Raw genomic sequence first — 21,261 nt, forward strand, 5'->3', positions numbered from 1 at the left:
GCAGCATGTTGAGGCGGCGCGCCTTGGTGATCTCCTCCCAGTCTTTCATGGCCAGCCACTCTCGGGTCACCGACTCGAAGGTGGTGGCGCCGTCCTGGTCTCGGCGCAGGCGCGCGCGCTGGCGTTCGTGGGCCGGATTGATGCCCTGCTTGTCGAGGTCCCGCGCCCGCATGCGCTCGTCGCGGGCCTCGGCCAGGGTGAAGCGGCCGCCGTCGCGTCGGGCCTTCGCCTGTTCTGGCGTCTCGCCCCGGGGCGCCACGGCGTAGTCGCCGATGGCGAACATGCTCTCCTTCGTCAGCCCGTTGGTGGTGAGCTACCAATTTTCGGGGTGGCGAACAGTCCATACCCGAGACGCCAATCACTTTCGAATCGGCTTGCAACGGTGCCCGGCGGTACCGCCCGGACCATCTTACCTATGCAAATCAATACTTTGATATTCCGGAGAGGTCCCGAGAAGACCGCCGGAATCCGCTCCGACCGTCAGACGTTGAACCTGAAGTGCATGACGTCGCCGTCCTTCACGACGTATTCCTTGCCTTCCAGCCGCATCCTCCCGGCCTCCTTCGCCGCCTGCTCGCCCTTGAGCGCGACGAAATCGGCGAAGGCAATCACCTCGGCCCGGATGAAGCCACGCTCGAAGTCGGTGTGGATCACGCCGGCAGCCTGCGGCGCAGTGGCGCCGATTGCCACCGTCCAGGCGCGTACTTCCTTCACCCCCGCGGTGAAGTAGGTCTGCAGGCCGAGCAGGCTGAAACCGGCGCGGATCACGCGGTCCAGGCCCGGCTCGGTCATGCCGAGGTCGGCGAGGAACACCTGCTTGTCCTCGTCGGCCAGGTCGGCGATCTCGGCCTCGATCGCGGCACAGACCGCGACCACCGGCGCCTTTTCGGCCTCGGCATGCCGACGCACGGCGTCAAGGTAGGCGTTGCCTTCGAAACCGCCCTCCTTCACGTTCGCGACGTACATCGTCGGCTTCGCCGTGATCAGGCAGATGGGCTTGAGCAGCGCCTGCTCATCTTCGTCCAGCGCCAGCGCCCGCACCGGCTTCGCCTGGTCGAGTTGTGCGCGGCAACGCTCGAGCAGCGGCAGCAGTCTTGCGGCCTCCTTGTCGCCGCCAGAACGCGCCAGCTTCGACACCCGGTGCACCTGCTTCTCGACGTTTGCGAGGTCGGCCAGCGCGAGTTCGGTGTTGATCGTCTCGATGTCGGCGAGCGGATCGACCTTGTTCGACACATGGATCACGTTCGGGTCGTCGAAGCAGCGCACCACGTGCGTGATCGCGTCGGTCTCGCGGATGTTGGCCAGGAACTGGTTGCCCAGCCCTTCACCTTTCGAAGCCCCGGCCACCAGGCCGGCGATATCGACGAACTCGACCACCGCGGGCACGACCTTCTCCGGCTTCACGATGTCGGCCAGTTGCGCGAGACGCGGATCCGGCACCTCGACCACACCCACGTTCGGCTCGATCGTGCAGAACGGATAGTTCTCCGCCGCGATGCCCGCCTTGGTCAGCGCATTGAACAGGGTGGACTTGCCGACATTGGGCAGGCCGACGATGCCGCATCTGAGACTCATGTTGACTCCTGCCGATCGATCGGACGAGTGATGTGGGATATGCCCGCCAGGCGACCCTGGGGTCTGACCCTGGGGTCTGACCCCAGGGTCAGACCCCAGTCATCGGGGTTTGGTGTGCAGGCGAAGCATCGCTGCTTCGTAGTTGCCGCGTGCGATCCAGTCGATCACGCCAAGGGCTCGGTCGATCGACTCGTCGATCATTGACTGCTCCTCGGGTCGCGGTGGGTTGAGTACGTACGAATGCACCAGTGCCTTATCGCCCGGGTGCCCGATACCCAGCCGCAACCGCCAGAAATCGCGGGTACCCAGCTGGGCGGTGATATCCCTCAGGCCGTTGTGGCCGGCGAAGCCGCCGCCGAGCTTCATCCTGACGGTGCCGACCGGCAGGTCGAGTTCATCGTGCGCGACGATCACGTCGGACGGCTCGATCTTGTAGAAGTTCGCCAGCGCCGCCACCGACTTGCCGCTGAGGTTCATGAAAGTCTGTGGTTCGAGCAGCCAGCACGATTCACCAGCGATCGGCGTGCGCACGGCCAGACCGTAGTAGCGTGGCTCGTTCTGCAGGTGGACGCCTGCCGAGCGGGCGAGCCGGTCGATGAGCCAGAACCCGGCGTTGTGTCGGGTACGCTCGTACTGCGAGCCGGGATTGCCGAGGCCGACGATCAGTTTCATGGAAGTCTGGAAGAGAAAGGCCCGCGCGCTTGGGAGCGACGCGGGCCCGGGGTGTGACAGAAGACCCGATTACTTCTTCTTCTCGGGCTCTTTCTTCTCGTCTTTCTTGTCGGCACCCGCCGATGCTGCTGCCGTCTTGTCTTCCTCGGCTGCGCCACGCGGGATCGACGCGCTCGCCACCGGCGAATCGCCACGAGCCAGGCCCGGCAGGCGCACCCCTTCCGGCAGCTTCAGATCGGACATGTGAACGCTGTGGCCGACGGTGATCTGCGAGAGGTCGACCTCGATGAACTCCGGCAGGTACTTCGGCAGGCAGGCGACTTCGATCTCGTTCATGATGTGCGTGACGATCGCGCCGCCGAACTTGACCGCCTGGGCCTGCTCGGCGTTCACGTAGTGCAGCGGCACGCGCATCGTCACTTCCTGGTCCTGGGCCACGCGCTGGAAATCGACGTGCTGGATCAGCTGGCGCCACGGATGGATCTGCACGTCGCGCAACAGCACCTGCTGCGTCTGGCCATCGAGGTGCATGGTCAGGATCGACGCATGGAACGCTTCGCTCTTCAGTTGGAACCAGAGCGCCTTGTGCTCGAGTTCGATCGACTGCGCCGGTGCATTTCCGCCGTACAGGATACCGGGAACCGACCCGGCGCTGCGCAGGCGGCGGCTCGCACCCTTGCCTTGCAATGTGCGCGATTTCGCGCTGACTTCGAGGGACATGATGTTTCCTTGTGAAAGACGCTCCGCGACCAGAGCGCCGGGTTGAAGCCGCCGGCTCAAGGCCGGCGGTGGCAGGCCCGGGGAAATCCCGGACCCGGGTACGGCGTCAGTCCATGAACAGCGAACTGACCGAATCCTCGTTGCTGACGCGCAGGATCGTCTCCGCGAGCAGCGAGGCAACCGACAACTGGCGGATGCGGTCGCCGCAGTTGCGTGCCGCCTCGGACAGCGGGATGGTATCGGTGACCACGAGTTCGTCGAGGTCGTCGGTACCGGAGATACGCTCGATCGCCGGGCCGGAGAGCACGGCATGCGTGCAGTAGGCGGCGACGCGCGCCGCGCCGGCGTGCTTGAGTGCCTGCGCCGCCTTCACCAGCGTCCCGGCGGTATCGACCATGTCGTCGACGATCACGCAGGTACGCCCCTGTACGTCGCCGATGATGTTCATCACCTCGGACACGTTGGCCTTCGGCCGGCGCTTGTCGATGATCACCAGGTCGGCTTCGAGCCGGCTGGCCATCGCGCGGGCGCGCACCACGCCGCCGGTATCCGGCGAGACCACGCACAGATTCTGGTAATCGCGCTTCCACACATCGCCGAGCAGGATCGGCAGGCCGTAGATGTTGTCGACCGGGATATCGAAGAACCCCTGGATCTGGTCGGCGTGCAGGTCCATCGTGAGCACGCGGTCGACGCCGACGCTTTGCAGCATGTTGGCCACCACCTTCGCGGTGATCGGCACCCGCGCCGAACGCGGCCGGCGGTCCTGCCGGGCGTATCCGAAATACGGGATGGCGGCGGTGACCCGCGCGGCCGACGAGCGCTTCAGCGCATCGACCATCGCCATCAGTTCCATCAGGTTGTCGTTCGCGGGCGAGCAGGTCGACTGCAGCACGAACACGTCCTTGCCACGGACGTTCTCGAGCAGTTCGACCATGGTCTCGCCATCGCTGAACCTGCCGACGCTGGCGCGCCCGAGATGGATGTTCAGGTGGCGCACCACGCCTTCGGCCAGCTTGTGGCTGGCAGAACCCGAGAAAACCATCAACCGGTCATAGGCCATGGACCATCCTTGCGTCGCGCAGGGCTTGCAGCCGTCGCTGCCGTTGCTGCTGCCACTTTCGCGAAGTCGTGAGCCGAGTCATCAGAAACGGAACGGTCGAAGGGAAAGACCGCCGCGAAGGCAGGGCCCGCGCGGCGGTCGGTGTAGTGGCTGGGGAGGTAGGGATCGAACCTACGAATGCCGGAATCAAAATCCGGTGCCTTACCACTTGGCGACTCCCCAAGAAACCTTGGCAGTGACTGCCGATGATGCAGGAGCATGCGATGCGACGGCTGCTCCGATAATGCCTTGATGCTCGGTTATGTGCTCGGCTGCGTGCTCGGTTGCCTACAACCCGTCGCGGCGAGCGACCACAACGGATGCCGGTCGAGACCGGCGGCGACAAACCCCGTCATCTCCGCCGGCCGGCGGGCGAAGACCGCCGCCGCTTCCGACGCTGAACCGAACGCCCCGAACACGCAGGCACCCGACCCGCTCATCGCCGCCGGTGCCTGCCGCCGCAGCCAGGAGAGATGCTCACCGACTGTCGGATAGCCTGCCACGACCACCGGCTCAAGATCGTTGCGTCCCGGCGCCAGTGCAAAACGGAAATGAGGATGCAGAAAACCCGCTATTTTCGCGGCAGGCGAATCCCGTGTCAAATGCGGCGATTGAAAGACCTCGCGGGTCGGCACCTGCACCGGCGGCACCAGCACGACGTAGAAGGCTGGTTCTGCTTCGATCGCCACGAGTTCTTCGCCGATTCCGCCGGCAAATGCCGTCTGTCCGAACACGAAGACCGGCACGTCCGCACCGAGTGCGAGACCGATGTCCTGCAGCGCCTGCCGCGACAGACCGGTCTGCCACAGCGCGTTCAGCGCCAGGAGCACGGTGGCGGCGTCCGAACTGCCGCCGCCCAGTCCGCCGCCCTGGGGGATGCGCTTGACGAGCGAGAGGTCGGCACCGAGCGGACAGCCCGTCGCCTGCTGAAGGGCACGCGCCGCACGCACGGAAAGATCGTCGTCTTCCGCCACGCCGGGCAGGTCGCTGCGCCGGACGATGCGACCGTCATCGCGCAGCGCGAGCCCCACGCTGTCGGCATGGTCGATGAAGCGGAACACGGTCTCGAGCAGGTGATAGCCGTCGGCGCGACGACCGACGACATGCAGCATCAGGTTCAGCTTGGCGGGGGCGGGAAAGTAGCGCATCCCATCCGGCTGCACGGGAAAGTCGGCGAGGCTCACCTCGGCGCACTCCCGATCGATACGAACGCGGGGACGACCTGCCACTGGTCGATAACCAGACGCACCTGCAGTTCCGCCGATGCAACGTCGATGCGCCGCGGCAACGCGGCCAGCGGCGGCGCCGAAAACACCGGGATCACGATATCCCAGCCGGCCTCGTGGAACGATTCGATCCGGCCCGCTGCGTCGCGCACGATGCGCACTGCAGCGCCGCCAGGTCCGGTCTGGCCGCGTACCCAGTAGCGCAAGCCGTCGAGTGGAAGCGCGAAACCGAGTGTGCCACGCATCAAGGCCTCGACCGTGGCCGCGCGCTCGACCTTGCCGCCGGTGCGCAGCGTGACGCCGGCCGCATCGCGCGCGATCTCGATCGACCCGGCCCCGAGCGGGGCCGAGATCACCATCTCCTCGCCCTGTCCGTCGAAACGCCAGCGCAGGTTGGCCGACAGCGCCTGCTCTGCCTGGCGGATCGCGAGCCGCCCGGACAATTCGAACGCGGGGTCGGCATCGGCCGTAACGGGGGACATGACGAAATCGCCGGCCGGCATCCCGGCGCAACCGTACAACAGGCCCGAGAGGAAGATCGGCAGCGTCTGAAGCGCCCGGCGGCGCGACAGCCCGGGGCAAGCCGCGGGGCCGTCGCCCCTGGCATCACGCCGGCTCACTTGCGCAGGCGCTTGACCGTGCCCTGCAGCACTTCGTTGTCCGGGCTCGCCTTCAGGGCGTCGTCCCAGATGCGCTGTGCTTCGTCCCGCCGGCCCTGGGTCCACAACACTTCGCCCAGGTGCGCGGCGATCTCGGCATCGCGCTTGAGCCTGTAGGCACGCTGCAGGTAATCGAGCGCCTTGCCGCCATCGCCCATGCGGAAGAACACCCAGCCCATGCTGTCGATGATGTACGGATCGTCGGGCGACAGCTTCAGCGCAGTCTCGATCAGCGTCCGTGCCTCCTCCAGCCGCACATTACGGTCGGCCAGCGAGTAGCCGAGTGCATTGTGGGCGTGCGCATGGTCGGGACGGATATCGATCACGCGTGTCAGGTTCTTCTCGGCGACATCGAACCGGCCGAGCCGCTCGGCCAGCAGCGCCTGATCGTAGAGCAGGTCGACGGTGTCCGGCGCCTTGGCCAGCGCCTCGCTGAGAAGGTCGAATGCCCCCTGGAAATCCTTCGCCTCGCGCAGGACCTGCGCTTCGGTGAGGATGAGTTGCGTGCGCTGCTCGAGCGACGCCGGGACGATCCGGCGCAGCACCGCGCGGGCTTCCCGTGTGCGCCCCTGGCGCGCCAGCACCGAAGCCTCGGCCAGTTGCGCCGGAATGCGCTGCTCGCCCGCCTCGACCGCGCGGTACCACTTGATCGCGTCGCCGAACTGCCGGCGTCCTTCGGCCGTGCGCCCGAGGTAGTAGCGCAGCGCGTCTGCATCCTTCGGCTGGCCGGCAAGCAGCTTGCGGAACTGCTCGTCGGCGGTCTCGAAATCTTCCAGTTGCAGCGACAGCAGCCCGATCGCCAGCGCGAGCTCGCCGTTATCGGGGAAACTGGCGGCCAGCCGCTGAAACTCGAGACGAGCTTCCGGCAGCCGCTGCTCGGCCGCGTAAAGCCGGGCAAGGTTCATCCGCGCCTCGGTCGCCTTCGGGTTGGCGTCGACGAACCTTTGCAACTGGGCCATCGCCTCGGCATTGGAACGTCGGGCGAGGATCTGCGTCTCGAACAGCGCCGCCAGTTCCCAGTCGGGCGATATGCGCTGTGCCTCGCGCACCTCGGACAGGGCGAGGGCGAAGTCCTGCGTTGTCCAGGCGGCCTGTGCGACGGCCAGTCGGGCTTCGCGCAGGCCCTGGTGCTTCGATGCCAGTTCGCGCACCACGCCGAGCACGGCGGCCCGGTCGGACTGCTTCGCGAAGAGTGAGCCGAGCTGCATGAAGCCGCGCCCGATATTCTCGCCCTCGTTCACCAGCAACCGATCGAGATGGGGCACCGCGGCGTTGAGCAGGCCGCCGTTGACCAGCAGCGCGACCATGGTCTGTCGCGCCTGTACGGAATCGGGATCGATCGACACCCAGGTGTCCGAAGCCTCGACCGCCTGCTTGAACGCACCGGCGCGCAACGCGACCTCGGTCGCGCGCTGCGCGATGCGCGGATCACGCGTCGACTTGGCGAGGTCGTTCAGCGCCGCCGTGGCGATGTCGTAACGTCCGCGCTGGGCGGAGATCTCGGCCAGGAGGTACTGGAACATTACCTGCCGGCTGAGTTCCATGCGCGGCAGGCGCGGGTCGATCGCCGGGCCTTCATCGCTGCCGGCAGCGCGCGGCACGGGCGCGCCGGTCTGCGCCAATCCGCCGACCGACACGCCGGCTGCCACCTCCGCCAGCCATGTCCGGGCGAGGCTCTCGGGAGCCATCTGGCCGGCTGCGGCAAACCCCGGCGCCAGACCGGCACCCAGGACAATCATCGACGCGCCCAAAGCGCGGACGATGCACGAAGCGAGCCGGGCGGCCGGAACTCGGGTCGATATGCAGGAACCGAAGCGGGGTTTCTGGGTCAAAGCCGGTACCCCAAGGCGTGCAGGGAACTGGCTGACCGGCCTGCCGGGACATCCAGCCGGCGCCAAGCCGACGGCAGGACGTTGAGCACAGTTTCCGAAATTGTTCATGTTTGCAAAGAGTTTAGGTATATTTGCGCGCCGTCACAAGCCGACCGGCGGTGTTCTGTCTGCCCGTCGCGCATGCCGCCACGAAAGCGGAAGATGTCCGGCCGATGAAGCGTGGGGTGGTTGCATGGCGTCCTGCGGGAGACCGTCCCGGGCGCTCTGCGTTGTCCGTGTCCGCGCGGCCCTGGCCTCCGAAGTCGCTCCATCTCCCCGCCCCACCTCCACCCTGCAGACGCAACAGTCACGACTGGCCCATCGATGAACACCCCCGATCAGAACCAGACCGTCCGCGCGACCGACCTGACCCGCCAGTTCGGCGAACGCGTGGCGGTCGACAAGGTGAGCTTCGAGCTCAATCGCGGCGAAGTGCTCGGCTTCCTCGGGCCCAACGGCGCAGGCAAGACGACCACCATGCAGATGCTCACCGGCAACCTCGCGCCCAGCGCGGGGCAGGTCGAGATCTGCGGCATCGACATGCTCGATCGCCCGACCGACGCCAAGGCGCGCATCGGCTACCTGCCCGAGACCCCGCCGCTGTACCGCGACCTCACGGTAAACGAGTTCCTGCAGCTTGCCGGACGCCTTCACCGCGTGCCCAAGAAGGAACTCCCGGCGGCGGTCGAGAGCGCGAAGCAGCGCTGCGGCATCGGCGACGTAGGCCAGCGACTGATCGGCGCACTCTCCAAGGGCTACCAGCAGCGCGTCGGCATCGCCCAGGCGATCATCCATAACCCGGATGTCGTGATCCTCGATGAACCGACAGTCGGCCTCGACCCGAACCAGATCCGCGACATCCGCGCGCTGATCCGCGAGCTCGGCGGCGCGCACAGCGTGATCCTGTCGACGCACATTCTTCCCGAGGTCGAGCAGGTGTGCGACCGCGTGCAGATCATCCACAAGGGCAAGCTCGTGTTTGCCGACTCGCTGGGCGGGGTCAAGGCGTTCCGCGGCCGCAGCCTGATGCTCGGCCTGCGCAACGCGCCGCCGATCGAAGCCATCGCCGCCGTGCCGGGTGTCGCGCAGGTCGAACTGGCGCGCGGCGGCCTGTTCCGCGTGCAACCGGCGCCGGACAACGACCCCACCGATGCCTTGGTCCAGGCAGCGTGGGACGGCAAGTGGAACCTGTTCCAGCTGGCACCCGCTGTGTCCAGCATCGAGGACGTATTCGTGCAGCTGACCCATCGCGAGGAGCACGCCTGATGATCTTCACCCTTGCCGCCAAGGAACTGCGCGCGCTTTTCTCGTCACCGCTCGCATGGGTAGTGCTTGCCTTCCTCCAGGTCACGATGGCGTGGATCCTGGTGACGCGGCTCGATGCCTATCTCACGGTGCAGACTCAGCTCATGCAGATGGACACCCCGCCCGGCGTCACCGAGATCATCGTCGCACCGATCTTCGGCGCAGCCGCGGTGATCCTCATCATGGCGGTGCCGCTGCTGTCGATGCGCCTGATCGCAGAAGAGCGCCGCAACCAGACGATGACCTTCCTTATCTCGGCGCCGCTGTCGATGACGCAGATCGTGCTGGGCAAGTTCGTCGGCCTGTACTCGTTCCTGATGCTGTCGGTCGTGTTGATCCTGGTGATGGCCTCGTCGATGTACCTCGGCGGCCGGCTCGACCTGGGCCTGCTCGGCACGTTGTCGCTCGGGCTGGCGCTGCTGATCGCCGCGTTCGCGGCCGTCGGCGTGTTCTTCTCCTCGCTCACCGCCCAACCGGTGGTGGCAGCCACGGCCACGCTGGCGACGCTGCTCGGCCTGTGGCTGCTCAACATGTCCCAGGCGAGCCCCGACAGCCCGTTCCTGATGCTTGCGCTGATCCGTCGCTACGAGAGTTTCACCAAGGGCCTGATGGACACCAGCGACATCATCTTCCTGCTGGTGTTCACCGCCGTGTTCCTGATCCTCGCGATCCGCCGGCTCGATTCCGACCGCCTCGGCGGCTGACTCCCGACGGCGCCGGCACACCCGTCTCCCCGCACCGCCAACCGACTCCCTAGAACCAGGCAGACTGATGGCCACCAATATCGATCGCAAGTTCCGACTGAAGCTGTCGGCCCAGAACTGGCTGTTCGTCGTGCTCGTGCTGGTGCTGGCCGGCCTCCTTTCGTACGTCGCCCGCGAGTACAAGAAGGAATGGGACGTCAGCCTGAACGCCCGCAACACGCTGTCGCAGCCGACCATCGACATGCTGAAGCAGCTGACCGAGCCGGTCACCATCACTTCGTACGCGACCGGCCAGGAAGACCTGCGCAAGATGGTCCGCGACTTCCTGGCGCCCTATCAGCGGCTGAAACCCGACATCAACCTGTCGTTCATCGATCCGCGCGAACAGCCGAAGCTGGCGCAGGCCGCCGGGGTTACCGTGAACGGCGAGATGGTCGTCGAGTACGGCAAGCGCAGCGAGAACATCAACACGCTGACCGAGCAGGCGTTTGCCAACCTGATCATGCGGCTTGCGCGCGGCGCCGAGCGCATGGTGATGTCGCTCGACGGCCATGGCGAACGCGTGATCGACGGCAAGGCCAACCATGATCTCGGCCTGTTCGGCCGCCAGCTCGAGAACAAGGGCTTCGCGACCGGTCCCCTGAACCTGTCCCTGGCACAGGAAGTGCCCGCCGACCTGAAGATCCTGATCATCGCCGGGCCCAAGGTCGACCTGCTGCCGCCGGAGGTGAAGAAGATCAAGGACTGGATCAACAAGGGCGGCAGCCTGTTGTGGCTGGTCGACCAGGAGCCGATGCGCGGCCTGCAGCCGATCGCCGACATCTTCGGGCTGGTGCTCAACCCGGGCACGGTGGTCGATCCGTCGGCCCAGCTGATCAACGCGCAGCCGACGATGGCGGTGGCCACCGGCTACGGCCAGCACCCGATCGCGAAGAACTTCACGCTGAACACGATCCTGCCGTTCGCGCGCTCGATCGGCGTCGACGGCAGCCGCGACTGGCGCGAGACGCCACTGATCGAGGTCGCACCGCGCGGCTGGCTGGAGATGAGCCCGATCGCCGAAGGCACCTCGTCGGTCAGCTTCGACAAGGGCCGCGACGTGCCCGGCCCGGTCACCGTAGGCATCGCGCTCGAGCGCACGTTGAACGACCGTCCGCAGCGCGTGGTGGTGATCGGCTCTGGCCATTTCCTGGCAAACCAGTATGTCGGCATGGTCGGCAACATGGATCTCGGCATCAACATCATCAACTGGCTCTCCGGCGACGAGAACCTGATCACCGTGCAGCCGCGCGGGACGCTCGATTCCTCGTTGACGCTCAACCGCACGTCGATGATGGTGATCGTCTACGGCTTCCTCGTACTGCTGCCGCTGGGCTTCCTGGTGACCGGCGGTACGATCTGGTGGCGCCGCCGCCGGAAGGCCTGATCCCGAGGCTGAACCCCTGGGGTCTGACCCCGCGGGGTCAGACCCCAGCCGTTACCAAGGTACGCCCGTGAAGAAGACCCTGATCATCAATGCGCTGCTGCTCGTGCTCGTGCTCGGGCTAGGTGCCTTTCTGTTCTTCAAGCCGAAGCCGGAAGAGCCGAAGCCGGTCGAGCACAAGCTGTCCACGCTGAAGCCGGAAGAGATCAAGCGCATCGAGGTCAAGCTGCGCAGGGGCGACCCGGTGGTGCTCGAACTCGAAGGCGAGCAGTGGTACCTCACGAAGCCGTTCCGCGCGCGCGCCGACAACTTCGAGGCGCGCCGGCTGGCCGACCTGGTGCGTGCGGTCAGCGACCAGAAGCTTCCGGCCACCGACCTCGCCCGTTTCGAGCTGGAACCCCCGTTCGCCACCGTCATGCTCGACAAGCAGACCTTCACCTTCGGCACCATCAACCGGATGATGAAGATGCAGTACGTGATGACCGGCGACTCCGTCTACATGGTGAATCCGCAGTACGCACAGGCGATCCCGCCGCAGCCGGAGCGCATGGCCGACAACCGTCTGTGGACCACGCCCGAGCAGCAGATCACCGGCGTCGAGATGCCCGGCTTCAAGGTCGAGCAGGTCGACGGCAACTGGGCGGTCTCGCCGAAGCCCCTGATCACGCCGACCCAGGACGACCTGAACCGCTTCATCGACGAATGGAAGCTCGCCTCGGGTACGCTGACCCAGCCGATGAAGCTCAAGCCCGGCAAGGACGCGACGATCGTGCGTACGAAGGACGGCAAGGCGATCACCGTGCACCTCGCCTCGCGCGAAGGCAACGACTGGATCGTGCTGCGCCCCGACGAAGGCCTGCAATACCACCTGTCGCGCGAGACCGCGCGGCGTATGTTCGAACCGAACTGGCGCTGATTGGCGCCGGCGGCCAGCAGCCGGCACGCGATCGGGCAGCATCCAGCCGATGCCTGAGTTGCCGGAGGTGGAGACCACGCGCCGCGGCCTCGCGGTGCGTACGGTCGGGCAGCGGATCGAGCGGGCCGTCGTGCGCAACCGGTCGCTGCGCTGGCCGGTCACCGACGGCATGGAGGCCGCCGTCGCCGGCGCCCGCATCGATGCGATCGATCGCCGTGCGAAGTACCTGCTGTTCGACTGCGAAGGTCGCGGCCGGCTGCTGGTGCACCTGGGCATGTCAGGGCGGCTGTGGGTGGTACCGCGCGACGAACCGCTCGCAAAGCATGACCACGTCGACCTGGAACTGTCGAACGGGCTGTCGATCCGCCTGCGCGATCCGCGCCGCTTCGGCGCGGTGCTGTGGCTGCCGGCCGGTGCGCCCGAGCACATGCTGCTGTCGGCGATCGGCCCCGAGCCACTGACCGATGCGTTCGACGCAGCATACCTTTACCGCGTGACGCGCAACCGCAGCGCCGCGATCAAGCTGGTGCTGATGGAGGGCGGCGTGGTGGCTGGCGTCGGCAACATCTATGCGAACGAGGCGCTGTTCGCGGCCGGCATCAACCCGCGCACGCCCGCGCGCCGGGTCGGGCTGCCACGGCTCGGGCGGCTGGTGTCCGAGGTCCGGACCATCCTGGCGCGAGCCATCGAGGCCGGCGGCAGCAGCCTGCGCGACTATGTCGACAGCAGCGGGCAGGCCGGGCACTTCCAGGACACGTTCCGCGTCTACGACCGAGACGGCAAACCCTGCACGGCCTGCGGTTCACCGGTGCGCCTGATCAGGCAGGGCAACCGCTCGACCTTCTACTGCGTGAAGTGCCAGCGCTAGCGGGTGCCAGGCGACCGGGCGATGCCCGCCTTGATCAATCCGGCGTACTTTTCCAGCAACTGCCCGCGCGTCTCGACCATCTCGGGATCGAGCGGGATGCAGTCGACCGGGCACAGCTCCGCGCACTGGGGCGTGTCGAAATGCCCGATGCATTCGGTGCAACGGGTCGGGTCGATCAGGTAGTACTCCTCGCCCGGCGAGATCGCCGAGTTCGGGCACGCCGGCTCGCACACGTCGCAGTTGATGCAGGCGTCGGTGATCATCAGGGCCACGCCGATTCTCCGCTCAGGCGACGGACGGCTGCTCGCGCAGCTTGGCCAGGACCTGCGCGCCGACGCGCGGGCTGACGAACTGCGCGATGTCGCCGCCCATCAGCGCGATCTCGCGCACCAGGGTCGCGGACACGAACATGTAGGGGTCGCCCGGCGTGAGGAATACCGTCTCGAGCTCGGCGAACAGCTTGCGGTTCATCCCGGCGAGCTGGAATTCGTACTCGAAGTCGGACACCGCGCGCAGGCCGCGCACGATCACGCGCGCATTCTGCGAACGGACGAAATCGGTGAGCAGGCCGGAGAAGCGCACGACCGATACGTTCTTCAGCGGTCGCAGCACTTCGGACGCGAGTTCCACCCGCTCGTCCGGCGTGAAGAACGGGCGCTTGGCACGGCTGTCTGCCACCGCAACGATCACGTGGTCGAACAGCAGCGCGGCCCGGCGTGTCAGGTCCTCGTGGCCGAGCGTCATCGGATCGAACGTGCCGGGATAGATGGCAGTGGTCATCGGGGCGTTCCTCGTCGTTCTGCGAATGGGTCAGGCGCCGTGCTCAGACGGGGTCGCCAGCGCCGAGACTATCCGGATTGGCGTCCGCCTGCAGGTCCGCCTGCCGCGCGAGGATCCGGTACTCGACTGCACCGGCACGTGCCTGGCGGATCGTGCACCAGGGGGCGGCGCTACCCAGCGCGTCCAGCACGCCCGGTCCATCGGCGGAAGCGGCAGGCGCCTCGACATATACCCAGCCACCGGGTGCCAGGCAGCCCTCCACCCGCGCCAGCAGGGCCGGCAGCAGGCCGAGCCGGAACGGCGGGTCGAGGAACACCACGTCATGGCCGTGCGCGGCGCCACCGGTTCGTCGGGCTTCGGACTCGACGAACCGCAGCGCGTCCGCCCTCACGATCTCGATCCGCGTACCGGCGGGCGGCTCGCCGAGCTGGCCGCGCGTCGTCTCCAGCGCGCGCAGGATGGCCGGATCCTGCTCGACCATCACCACCCGTTCGGCGCCACGCGAGGCGGCCTCGAAACCGAGTGCACCGCTGCCGGCGAACAGATCGAGGCAGCGCAACCCTTGCATGTCCTGGCCGAGCCAGTTGAACACCGTCTCGCGCACCCGGTCGGGTGTCGGTCGAAGGTCCTGCGCGGACGGAAACGAGATCATGCGGCGGCGCCAGTGGCCGCCGATGATGCGCACCCGCTGCGCGAGCACAGGCCGCGGCGCGGGGTGCCGCGGACCATGTGCGGGCGCACGGCCGGCCGTCGACTGGCGCCCCATCAGCGCAGCCTCGGCTGCTGCTGGGGCAGCACCGCAGGCGGCGGCGGCTCGTCGGCGGCACCGACCACCACGGTGACCAGCCGCTGCGGATCGAGCCGCTGGAAGGCGCGCACGACGTCTTCGCGGGTAACCCGCTCGACCAGCTTCGACCACTGCGACAGCCAGTCGACCGGCAGGTCATAGAACCCGATCGCCGACACCAGGTCGAGCACTTCACGGTTGGTATCGATGCGCAGCGGGAAGCCGCTGACCAGATTGCGCCGTGCGTTGGACAGCTCCTGCTCGGTCGGTCCCTTGGACAGGAATTCGAACAGAACGCTGCGCACCACGGCGAGAGCCTCGTCGGTCTGGTCGCGGCGCGTCTGCAGGGCGATCTGGAACGGCCCGCGATCGAGCCAGGGCTGCACCGAACTGAACACGCTGTACGCGAAGCCACGCTTCTCGCGGACTTCGACGGTCAGGCGCGAAGCGAAGCCACCACCGCCGAGCACATGGTTGCCGACCAGCAGGGCGAAGTAATCGGGGTCGCTGCGGCTCGCAGCCGGTGTACCGATCAGGATATGGCTCTGCAGCGACGGATGCGGTACCCGGCGCGACTGCGCAGCCGCGAGCGAAGGCACCGGTGGCAGCGTCGGACGGACGCTGCCGGCAGGCAGCGTCCCGGCGACCTGCCGGGCGATCTCGCCAGCCTCCGCCCGAGACACGTCGCCGACGATGGACACGACCGCCGACACCCCGCTGTAGAAGCGGCGTCGGAAGTCGACGATCGTATCGCGCGTCAGCGCGCGCACACCGTCGGCATCGCCGAGCGGCCGCGACGCATACGGATGGTTGCCGTAGGCAGCGGCGAAGAACTGACGGCTGGCGATGATCCCCGGCCGCGTCGCCTCTTCGCGCAGATTGGTGCCGATGCGCGTGCGTTCGCGCTCGAGCGCAGCCAGTGGGAACTCCGGGCTCTGCACGACCCGGGCGAACACGTCCAGCGCCTGTATCCGTTCGGGGCGAGACGACAGCGTACGCAGCACGAAGCCGGCGCGGTCCACGTCGATGCGCCCCGACAACTGCGCTCCGACATCGCCGAGCCGGCGTGCGATGTCGTCCTCGCCGAGCCCGCCCGCACCGAATCGGGCCAGGTGCTGGGTCATCGCGGCAAGCCCGGAGCGCTCGGACGGGTCGAAGGCGGAGCCGGCACGGAACTCGACCGCGACGTCGAGGATGGGCACGTCGCGCGCTTCGACGAACAGCACGCGCGCGCCGTTGTCGAGCGTCCACGTCTGGACCACTGGACCGTTGCCGGCCCGCGCCGGCAACGCGACCGTCAGCACGAGCAGGAACGGAAGCAGCAGCCTGCACGCCCGCAACCGGCTGGCTTCAGTCGACATGCCGGGCATCCTTCGGCGGCGGCAGCGCCGGCTTGCGCTGCGCGCCCGCCGTCGGCTCGAGCACCGCAACGGTCATGCGGTCCTCGACCAGGTAGCGACGGGCGACCTCGCGCACCTGCTCGGCCGTCACCGCGCGCGTGCGCGAAACGAAGCGGTCGAACACCCGTGCCGAATGGCCGACCATCTCGGCCTGCCCGATACGACTCGCCTGCGTGAACATGGAATCCTGCTGGAACAGGTGCTGTGCGACCAGCTGGGTCTGCGCGCGGGTCAGTTCGTCGGCGGCGATACCCTCCCGCGCCACGCGGGCGATCTCGGCGCGTATCGCCGCCTCCAGTTCGGCGACACTGCGCCCCTCGCTCGGCGCGGCACTGATCACGAAAAGCCCCGGGCCGCGCTGGAACTTCTCGTAGCTGGCCTCCGCAGAGCCGGCAACGCGCGACTCGCGTACCAGCAGGCGCGGCAGCCGCGCGACTTCACTGGCATCGAGCACCGCCTCGAGGACTTCGAGCGCATAGGGCTCCCAGTCGCGATCGGCATCGCGCAGCACCGGCACATGGAAGCCGAGCATCAGGAACGGACTCTGCGCTGCACCCTGGAAGGTCACGCGGCGCGTGCCGCGCTGCTCCGGCTCGACCTGCGGCGAGCGACGCGGCAGCGGCCGTGCAGCCAGGCGCCCGAAGTGCCGGTTCGCGAGCCGGAACACCTGCTCGGCATCGACGTCACCGACCACGACCAGCACCGCATTGTTGGGTGCGTACCAGCGCCGGTAGAACTCGCGCGCATCGTCGACAGTCAGGTTCTCGAGGTCGTTCATCCAGCCGATCACCGGGGTGCGGTACGGGTGCACGCTGAACGCGGTTGCGTACAGCTGCTCGAACAGCGCGGCGCGCGGCCGGTCGTCGGTGCGCCAGCGGCGCTCCTCCATCACCACCTGCATCTCGCGGGCGAACACCTCGGGTTGCATCGCCAGGCCAGCCATCCGCTCGGCTTCGAGTTCGAGGATGGTCCCCAGGTCCTTGGCCGACAGTTGCTGGTGATAAGCGGTGTAGTCGCGTCCGGTGAATGCGTTGTCGCGCCCTCCGATCTGGGCCACCCGCCGCGAGAACTCGCCGTCGGCCAGGCGCCGGGTACCGCGGAACATCATGTGCTCGGTGACATGCGCGAGCCCGGTCAGCCCGTTCACCTCGTCGATGCTGCCCACCCGGTACCAGACCATCGACGTGACGACTGGCGCACGTCGGTCTTCGCGCACGACGATCTTCATGCCGTTGTCGAGCACGCGTTCGATCGTGCTGCGGGGGGACGACCCGGAAGCCAGCAGGGCCGTGCCGAGCAGGACTGCCGCCATGGACAGGCGGCCAGTCAGGCGCGCGCACGACCGCAGGGGAATGGAAACTCGTAACATCGCCTACTGGTTCGTCACCCGAGCCGCCTTCGGTTTGATTCCACAAGGGGAAGTATGTTTGGTTTCCTGAAGCCGGGCAAGGAAGCACCTGCGTCCAAGGAAGAGCCGTCGCAGGACGGCGGTGGGCTGCACGCACCCGCCGCGGCAGTGGCTCCGGCTGCGCGCCCCGGATGGGCGGAACGGCTCAAGGCGGGCCTGCGCGCGACACGCGAACAGCTCAACCGAAGCGTCGGCGGCGCGCTCGGCGCGCCGATCGGCGAGGTCGGCGGCCAGATCGCCGGATTGTTCGGGCTCGGCCGGAAGATCGACGAGGCACTGTTCGAAGAACTCGAGGCTGCGTTGCTGGCCGCCGATGTCGGCGTCGGCGCCACACAGGTGCTGCTCGAGAACCTGCGCCAGCGCGCGCGCAAGGAGGCGCTGACCGATGCCGTGCAGCTGCAGTCCGCGCTGGCGGACGCGATGACCGGCCTGCTCGCACCGCTCGCAAGACCGCTGGACGTCGGCACGCACAAACCCTTCGTCATCATGCTCGCAGGGGTCAATGGTGCCGGCAAGACCACCACCATCGGCAAGCTCGCAGCGCGCTTCCGCGCGGAAGGACGCAGCGTGCTGCTGGCCGCCGGCGACACGTTCCGCGCCGCCGCGCGCGAGCAGCTGGAAGCCTGGGGCGAGCGCAACGGCGTCACGGTGATCTCGCAGCAGTCGGGCGATCCGGCGGCGGTGATCTTCGACGCCATCCGCGCGGCCGAGGCCCGCGGCATCGATGTCGTGCTGGCCGATACCGCGGGCCGGCTGACCACACAGTTGCACCTGATGGACGAGATACGCAAGGTCAAGCGCGTGATCGGCAAGGCGCTGGAAGGTGCCCCCCACGAAGTGCTCCTCGTGCTGGACGGCAACACCGGCCAGAATGCGCTGGCCCAGGTGAAGGCATTCGATGCGGCGCTCGGCGTGACCGGGCTGGTCGTCACCAAGCTCGACGGCAGCGCGAGGGGCGGCGTGCTCGCGGCGATCGCGCGCGAGCATCCGGTGCCGATCCGCTATATCGGCATCGGCGAAGCGATCGACGACCTGCAGCCGTTCGAACCGCGCGAATTCGTCTCCGCGCTGTTCGACTGAAGGCCGACACGAATGATCGAACTCGACCAGGTCGGGAAGCGCTATCACGCCAGCCGGGGTGGGGACGGCCACGACGCGCTGAAGTCGATCACGCTGTCGATCGACAGCGGCGAGTTCGCAGTGGTGACCGGTCATTCGGGTGCCGGGAAAAGCACGCTGCTGAAGCTGATCGCCGGCATCGAACTGCCCACGACCGGCACGGTGCGCGTCAACGGCCAGGACCTCGCCGGGTCGCGCCGCGCGCTGCCCTTCATTCGGCGAAGGATCGGGCTGATCTTCCAGGACCACAAACTGCTGTACGACCGCACCGTCTTCGACAACGTCCAGCTGCCACTGGACGTCACCGGCTTCCCGCCGCGGGAAGCGGCCAGGCGGGTGCGCGCTGCGCTGGACAAGGTCGGCCTGCTTTCGCGGGAGCGCGAGCGCCCGGTCACGCTCTCCGGCGGGGAGCAGCAGCGGCTGTGCATCGCGCGTGCGATCGTGCACCGGCCATCGCTGCTGCTGGCGGACGAGCCGACGGCCAACCTCGACATGGACTACGCACAGGACATCGTCGAGATCCTGCGTTCGTTCCACCAGGTCGGCGTCACGGTGGTCGTGTCCACCCACGACCTGGTATCGCTGCGCACGGCCCATCCGCGGGTGATCGCGCTGTCGCGCGGCATGCTGGCCAGCGAGAACGCGCCATGAGCAGATCGCCATGAAGGCCTGGCTCAACCAGCACCGGCGCGCGCTCGCAGTCACCGCCTGGCGGGCGGTACGGGCACCGTTCGCCCACCTGTTCCAGGTGCTGGTGATCGGCGTGGCGATCCTGCTGCCGCTGCTGCTTTACCTGGCCGTGCAGAACCTGCAGCGCCTGGGCGGTACGGCCCAGGCCGATGCGCGCATCGCGCTCTACCTCGCCCCGGAGGCGACGGGCAGGGACGCCGACGTCATCGCGGCAAGGCTGAAGGCGCATCCGCAGGTGGCTGGCTACCGATTCGTGTCCCGCGAAGAAGCGCTCAAGGACCTGCGCCGGATCCACGACATCGCCGACCTCGTCGATGCGCTGCCGAAGAACCCGCTGCCGGATGCGTTCATCGTCCGCACGAAATCGACCGATCCCGGCGAGATCGATGCGTTGCGCCGCGACGCCGCGCAATGGCCCAAGGTAGCGCTCGCCCAGCTCGACTCGGCCTGGGCGGCGCGGCTCGATGCAGGCCTGCGCCTTGCCCGCGCGCTCGCTGCAGGGCTGGCCGCACTGCTCGCGGTCGCCCTTCTTGCCATCGCATTCAACACCATCGGCCTGCAGGTGGCGAATCGCCGCGAGGAAATCGACGTCTGCCGGCTGATCGGTGCCACCCACGGCTTCATCCGGCGGCCGTTCCTGTATGCCGGCACGTTGCAGGGTGCCGCCGGCGGACTGATCGCCTGTGCACTGGCCGCGTTCTGCGTCGCCTGGGTGAACCGCCAGCTGCCGGGCCTGGCGGCGCTGTACGGAACCGAACTGGTCGTTCAGCCGATACCCCTGCCGGACATCCTTACCGTGACCGGTTTCGCCGCACTGCTCGGCTGGCTTGGTGCCTGGCTGGCAGTCTCGCGGCACCTGTGGCGCGATGAGCCAGGCTGATCCGCAAGGATCGCCCCTCATTTACAACTCATTGATCTGGCGCAAGATTGGATGGCCGGAAGAATGGAGAATACGGCTTGACAACCTGTTCCCGATGGAAGTTTTCGGGATTGCAGTGCACCATTAGCACTCTCCTGCGTTAAGTGCTAAAGTTGGCTCATCCAGAGCCGTTCAGTGTCATGTATCCGGCCCGTGATGCGGGTCGTTCGTCCAAGGAGGCGTATCCATGACCACCGCTGTCGCTTTCTCCGCTGCCGCCCTTCCCGCTGCCGCGAATCCGCTGTTCGCTACCGCGCTGCCGTCGCTGGCGGCCGGCAGCCTCGAAACCTACATCCAGACGGTCAACCGTCTGCCGATGCTCACGCTCGAGCGCGAGACGGAACTCGCGCGCAAGCTGCGCGATGACGATGACCTGTCCGCCGCGCGTGAACTGGTGATGTCGCACCTGCGCGTGGTGGTGTCGGTCGCGCGGGGCTACATGGGCTACGGCCTGCCGCAGGCCGACCTGATCCAGGAAGGCAACATCGGCCTGATGAAGGCGGTCAAGCGCTTCGACCCGGAGCGCGGCGTGCGGCTGGTTTCGTTCGCGGTCCACTGGATCCGCGCCGAGATGCACGAGTACATCCTGAAGAACTGGCGGATCGTGAAAGTCGCGACCACCAAGGCCCAGCGCAAGCTGTTCTTCAACCTGCGCAGCATGAAGCAGGCACACGGCACGCTCGGCCCGGCGGAAGTCGCCAGCATGGCGAAGACCCTGGGCGTGCGTAACGAAGACGTGGTCGAGATGGAGACCCGGATGGGCGGGCACGACCTGTCGCTCGAGCCCGTCGGCGGCGACGACGACGAGTCATCGTTCGGTCCGATCACCTACCTCGCAGACCCGGGCGCGAGTCCGGCAGTGCAGTTCGAGCAGGCGCAGACGGCAAGGCTGCGGCAGATCGGGCTGGCCGATGCGCTGGCAAGCCTGGATGACCGCAGCCGGCGCATCATCGAAGCGCGCTGGCTGCAGGAAGAACACGGCGCGACGCTGCACGACCTGGCCGACGAGTTCGGCGTGTCGGCCGAACGGATCCGTCAGATCGAGCAGAAGGCGATGCAGAAAATCCGCGCGAGCCTGCAGGACGCTGCCTGACGAACGGCGGTGGGGGTGGGGTCA

22 protein-coding genes and 1 tRNA gene are annotated in these 21,261 nt (G+C 67.4%); 9 read left to right on the top strand and 14 right to left on the bottom strand.

Annotation, left to right across the window (positions count from 1 at the left end):
- The 9 genes from ING98_15545 to ING98_15585 form a co-directional block, all read right to left on the bottom strand.
- A partial coding sequence (locus tag ING98_15545) for an integrase (GenBank protein MCA3103279.1) occupies nt 1-283 on the bottom strand: 283 nt, incomplete at its 3' end.
- 197 nt (nt 284-480) lie between these two features.
- Entirely contained in the window at nt 481-1,575 is a 1,095-nt protein-coding gene (ychF, locus tag ING98_15550) for a redox-regulated ATPase YchF (GenBank protein ID MCA3103280.1), read from the bottom strand.
- 99 nt (nt 1,576-1,674) lie between these two features.
- Nucleotides 1,675-2,247, bottom strand: a complete 573-nt coding sequence (pth, locus tag ING98_15555) for an aminoacyl-tRNA hydrolase (protein MCA3103281.1) — start codon at nt 2,245-2,247, stop codon at nt 1,675-1,677.
- A gap of 69 nt (nt 2,248-2,316) precedes the next feature.
- Nucleotides 2,317-2,967 (bottom strand): 50S ribosomal protein L25/general stress protein Ctc, encoded by a 651-nt coding sequence (locus ING98_15560; protein ID MCA3103282.1) that lies wholly within the window; start codon nt 2,965-2,967, stop codon nt 2,317-2,319.
- A 106-nt stretch (nt 2,968-3,073) separates the two neighbouring features.
- Nucleotides 3,074-4,030, bottom strand: coding sequence for a ribose-phosphate pyrophosphokinase (locus ING98_15565; protein ID MCA3103283.1), 957 nt, complete (start codon nt 4,028-4,030; stop codon nt 3,074-3,076).
- Nucleotides 4,031-4,177: 147 nt separating this feature from the next.
- Nucleotides 4,178-4,252, bottom strand: a tRNA-Gln gene (locus ING98_15570).
- 77 nt (nt 4,253-4,329) lie between these two features.
- Complete coding sequence (ispE, locus tag ING98_15575) at nt 4,330-5,217, bottom strand: 4-(cytidine 5'-diphospho)-2-C-methyl-D-erythritol kinase (GenBank protein MCA3103284.1); 888 nt, start codon at nt 5,215-5,217, stop codon at nt 4,330-4,332.
- A gap of 32 nt (nt 5,218-5,249) precedes the next feature.
- Nucleotides 5,250-5,777 carry an outer membrane lipoprotein LolB gene (gene lolB / locus ING98_15580; GenBank protein ID MCA3103285.1) on the bottom strand — a complete coding sequence of 176 codons (528 nt, stop codon included), beginning with the start codon at nt 5,775-5,777 and terminating at the stop codon, nt 5,250-5,252.
- Nucleotides 5,778-5,911: 134 nt separating this feature from the next.
- The gene (locus ING98_15585; protein ID MCA3103286.1) at nt 5,912-7,693 is read right to left on the bottom strand and encodes a tetratricopeptide repeat protein; all 1,782 of its coding nucleotides are present in this window, start codon (nt 7,691-7,693) and stop codon (nt 5,912-5,914) included.
- 456 nt (nt 7,694-8,149) lie between these two features.
- Here ING98_15585 and ING98_15590 point away from each other — a divergent pair, with 456 nt between their 5' ends.
- The 5 genes from ING98_15590 (at nt 8,150) to mutM (ending at nt 13,041) form a co-directional block, all read left to right on the top strand.
- The gene (locus ING98_15590; GenBank protein MCA3103287.1) at nt 8,150-9,091 is read left to right on the top strand and encodes an ATP-binding cassette domain-containing protein; all 942 of its coding nucleotides are present in this window, start codon (nt 8,150-8,152) and stop codon (nt 9,089-9,091) included.
- Nucleotides 9,091-9,834: an ABC transporter permease subunit gene (locus ING98_15595; protein ID MCA3103288.1), complete on the top strand. Its 744-nt coding sequence runs from the start codon at nt 9,091-9,093 to the stop codon at nt 9,832-9,834. Before ING98_15590 ends, ING98_15595 begins: the two co-directional genes overlap by 1 nt.
- Nucleotides 9,835-9,898: 64 nt before the next feature.
- Complete coding sequence (locus ING98_15600; GenBank protein ID MCA3103289.1) at nt 9,899-11,260, top strand: GldG family protein; 1,362 nt, start codon at nt 9,899-9,901, stop codon at nt 11,258-11,260.
- 67 nt (nt 11,261-11,327) lie between these two features.
- Entirely contained in the window at nt 11,328-12,173 is an 846-nt protein-coding gene (locus ING98_15605; GenBank protein MCA3103290.1) for a DUF4340 domain-containing protein, read from the top strand.
- A 49-nt stretch (nt 12,174-12,222) separates the two neighbouring features.
- A complete protein-coding gene (gene mutM, locus ING98_15610) occupies nt 12,223-13,041 on the top strand; it encodes a bifunctional DNA-formamidopyrimidine glycosylase/DNA-(apurinic or apyrimidinic site) lyase (GenBank protein ID MCA3103291.1) in 819 nt (272 codons plus the stop codon).
- Here the strand turns inward: mutM and ING98_15615 are convergent.
- Genes ING98_15615 through ING98_15635 form a run of 5 tightly spaced genes read right to left on the bottom strand, consistent with a single transcriptional unit; the run spans nt 13,038 to nt 17,320 of the window.
- The gene (locus ING98_15615; GenBank protein ID MCA3103292.1) at nt 13,038-13,313 is read right to left on the bottom strand and encodes a YfhL family 4Fe-4S dicluster ferredoxin; all 276 of its coding nucleotides are present in this window, start codon (nt 13,311-13,313) and stop codon (nt 13,038-13,040) included. The two genes, mutM and ING98_15615, sit on opposite strands and share 4 nt — an antisense overlap.
- A gap of 13 nt (nt 13,314-13,326) precedes the next feature.
- Nucleotides 13,327-13,821 carry a pantetheine-phosphate adenylyltransferase gene (gene coaD, locus ING98_15620; GenBank protein MCA3103293.1) on the bottom strand — a complete coding sequence of 165 codons (495 nt, stop codon included), beginning with the start codon at nt 13,819-13,821 and terminating at the stop codon, nt 13,327-13,329.
- A 43-nt stretch (nt 13,822-13,864) separates the two neighbouring features.
- A complete protein-coding gene (gene rsmD / locus ING98_15625) occupies nt 13,865-14,587 on the bottom strand; it encodes a 16S rRNA (guanine(966)-N(2))-methyltransferase RsmD (GenBank protein MCA3103294.1) in 723 nt (240 codons plus the stop codon).
- Entirely contained in the window at nt 14,587-15,978 is a 1,392-nt protein-coding gene (locus ING98_15630) for an insulinase family protein (GenBank protein MCA3103295.1), read from the bottom strand. Before ING98_15630 ends, rsmD begins: the two co-directional genes overlap by 1 nt.
- Complete coding sequence (locus ING98_15635; GenBank protein ID MCA3103296.1) at nt 15,959-17,320, bottom strand: insulinase family protein; 1,362 nt, start codon at nt 17,318-17,320, stop codon at nt 15,959-15,961. The genes ING98_15630 and ING98_15635 overlap by 20 nt, the downstream gene beginning before the upstream one ends.
- 111 nt (nt 17,321-17,431) lie before the next feature.
- On the opposite strand from ING98_15635, the gene ftsY reads away from it, so the two are divergent.
- The 4 genes from ftsY (at nt 17,432) to rpoH (ending at nt 21,237) form a co-directional block, all read left to right on the top strand.
- Nucleotides 17,432-18,496 carry a signal recognition particle-docking protein FtsY gene (gene ftsY, locus ING98_15640; GenBank protein ID MCA3103297.1) on the top strand — a complete coding sequence of 355 codons (1,065 nt, stop codon included), beginning with the start codon at nt 17,432-17,434 and terminating at the stop codon, nt 18,494-18,496.
- Between the two features lie 12 nt (nt 18,497-18,508).
- Nucleotides 18,509-19,186 (top strand): ATP-binding cassette domain-containing protein, encoded by a 678-nt coding sequence (locus ING98_15645; GenBank protein MCA3103298.1) that lies wholly within the window; start codon nt 18,509-18,511, stop codon nt 19,184-19,186.
- A 10-nt stretch (nt 19,187-19,196) separates the two neighbouring features.
- Nucleotides 19,197-20,105 carry an ABC transporter permease gene (locus tag ING98_15650; protein MCA3103299.1) on the top strand — a complete coding sequence of 303 codons (909 nt, stop codon included), beginning with the start codon at nt 19,197-19,199 and terminating at the stop codon, nt 20,103-20,105.
- Nucleotides 20,106-20,331: 226 nt separating this feature from the next.
- Nucleotides 20,332-21,237, top strand: a complete 906-nt coding sequence (gene rpoH, locus ING98_15655) for an RNA polymerase sigma factor RpoH (GenBank protein MCA3103300.1) — start codon at nt 20,332-20,334, stop codon at nt 21,235-21,237.
- The last annotated feature ends 24 nt before the right edge of the window (nt 21,238-21,261 follow it).

It is taken from the genome of Rhodocyclaceae bacterium, assembly GCA_020248265.1.
Taxonomy (GTDB): Bacteria; Pseudomonadota; Gammaproteobacteria; order Burkholderiales; family CAIKXV01; genus CAIKXV01.

Excerpts from the sequence above, each read along its gene's own strand:
- ychF (MCA3103280.1), bottom strand. The coding sequence starts at position 1,575 with ATGAGTCTCAGATGCGGCATCGTCGGCCTGCCCAATGTCGGCAAGTCC.
- pth (MCA3103281.1), bottom strand. The coding sequence starts at position 2,247 with ATGAAACTGATCGTCGGCCTCGGCAATCCCGGCTCGCAGTACGAGCGT.
- ING98_15560 (MCA3103282.1), bottom strand. The coding sequence starts at position 2,967 with ATGTCCCTCGAAGTCAGCGCGAAATCGCGCACATTGCAAGGCAAGGGT.
- ING98_15565 (MCA3103283.1), bottom strand. The coding sequence starts at position 4,030 with ATGGCCTATGACCGGTTGATGGTTTTCTCGGGTTCTGCCAGCCACAAG.
- ispE (MCA3103284.1), bottom strand. The coding sequence starts at position 5,217 with ATGCGCTACTTTCCCGCCCCCGCCAAGCTGAACCTGATGCTGCATGTC.
- lolB (MCA3103285.1), bottom strand. The coding sequence starts at position 5,777 with ATGTCCCCCGTTACGGCCGATGCCGACCCCGCGTTCGAATTGTCCGGG.
- ING98_15585 (MCA3103286.1), bottom strand. The coding sequence starts at position 7,693 with ATGATTGTCCTGGGTGCCGGTCTGGCGCCGGGGTTTGCCGCAGCCGGC.
- ING98_15590 (MCA3103287.1), top strand. The coding sequence starts at position 8,150 with ATGAACACCCCCGATCAGAACCAGACCGTCCGCGCGACCGACCTGACC.
- ING98_15595 (MCA3103288.1), top strand. The coding sequence starts at position 9,091 with ATGATCTTCACCCTTGCCGCCAAGGAACTGCGCGCGCTTTTCTCGTCA.
- mutM (MCA3103291.1), top strand. The coding sequence starts at position 12,223 with ATGCCTGAGTTGCCGGAGGTGGAGACCACGCGCCGCGGCCTCGCGGTG.
- coaD (MCA3103293.1), bottom strand. The coding sequence starts at position 13,821 with ATGACCACTGCCATCTATCCCGGCACGTTCGATCCGATGACGCTCGGC.
- rsmD (MCA3103294.1), bottom strand. The coding sequence starts at position 14,587 with ATGGGGCGCCAGTCGACGGCCGGCCGTGCGCCCGCACATGGTCCGCGG.
- ING98_15630 (MCA3103295.1), bottom strand. The coding sequence starts at position 15,978 with ATGCCCGGCATGTCGACTGAAGCCAGCCGGTTGCGGGCGTGCAGGCTG.
- ING98_15635 (MCA3103296.1), bottom strand. The coding sequence starts at position 17,320 with ATGGCGGCAGTCCTGCTCGGCACGGCCCTGCTGGCTTCCGGGTCGTCC.
- ftsY (MCA3103297.1), top strand. The coding sequence starts at position 17,432 with ATGTTTGGTTTCCTGAAGCCGGGCAAGGAAGCACCTGCGTCCAAGGAA.
- ING98_15645 (MCA3103298.1), top strand. The coding sequence starts at position 18,509 with ATGATCGAACTCGACCAGGTCGGGAAGCGCTATCACGCCAGCCGGGGT.
- ING98_15650 (MCA3103299.1), top strand. The coding sequence starts at position 19,197 with ATGAAGGCCTGGCTCAACCAGCACCGGCGCGCGCTCGCAGTCACCGCC.
- rpoH (MCA3103300.1), top strand. The coding sequence starts at position 20,332 with ATGACCACCGCTGTCGCTTTCTCCGCTGCCGCCCTTCCCGCTGCCGCG.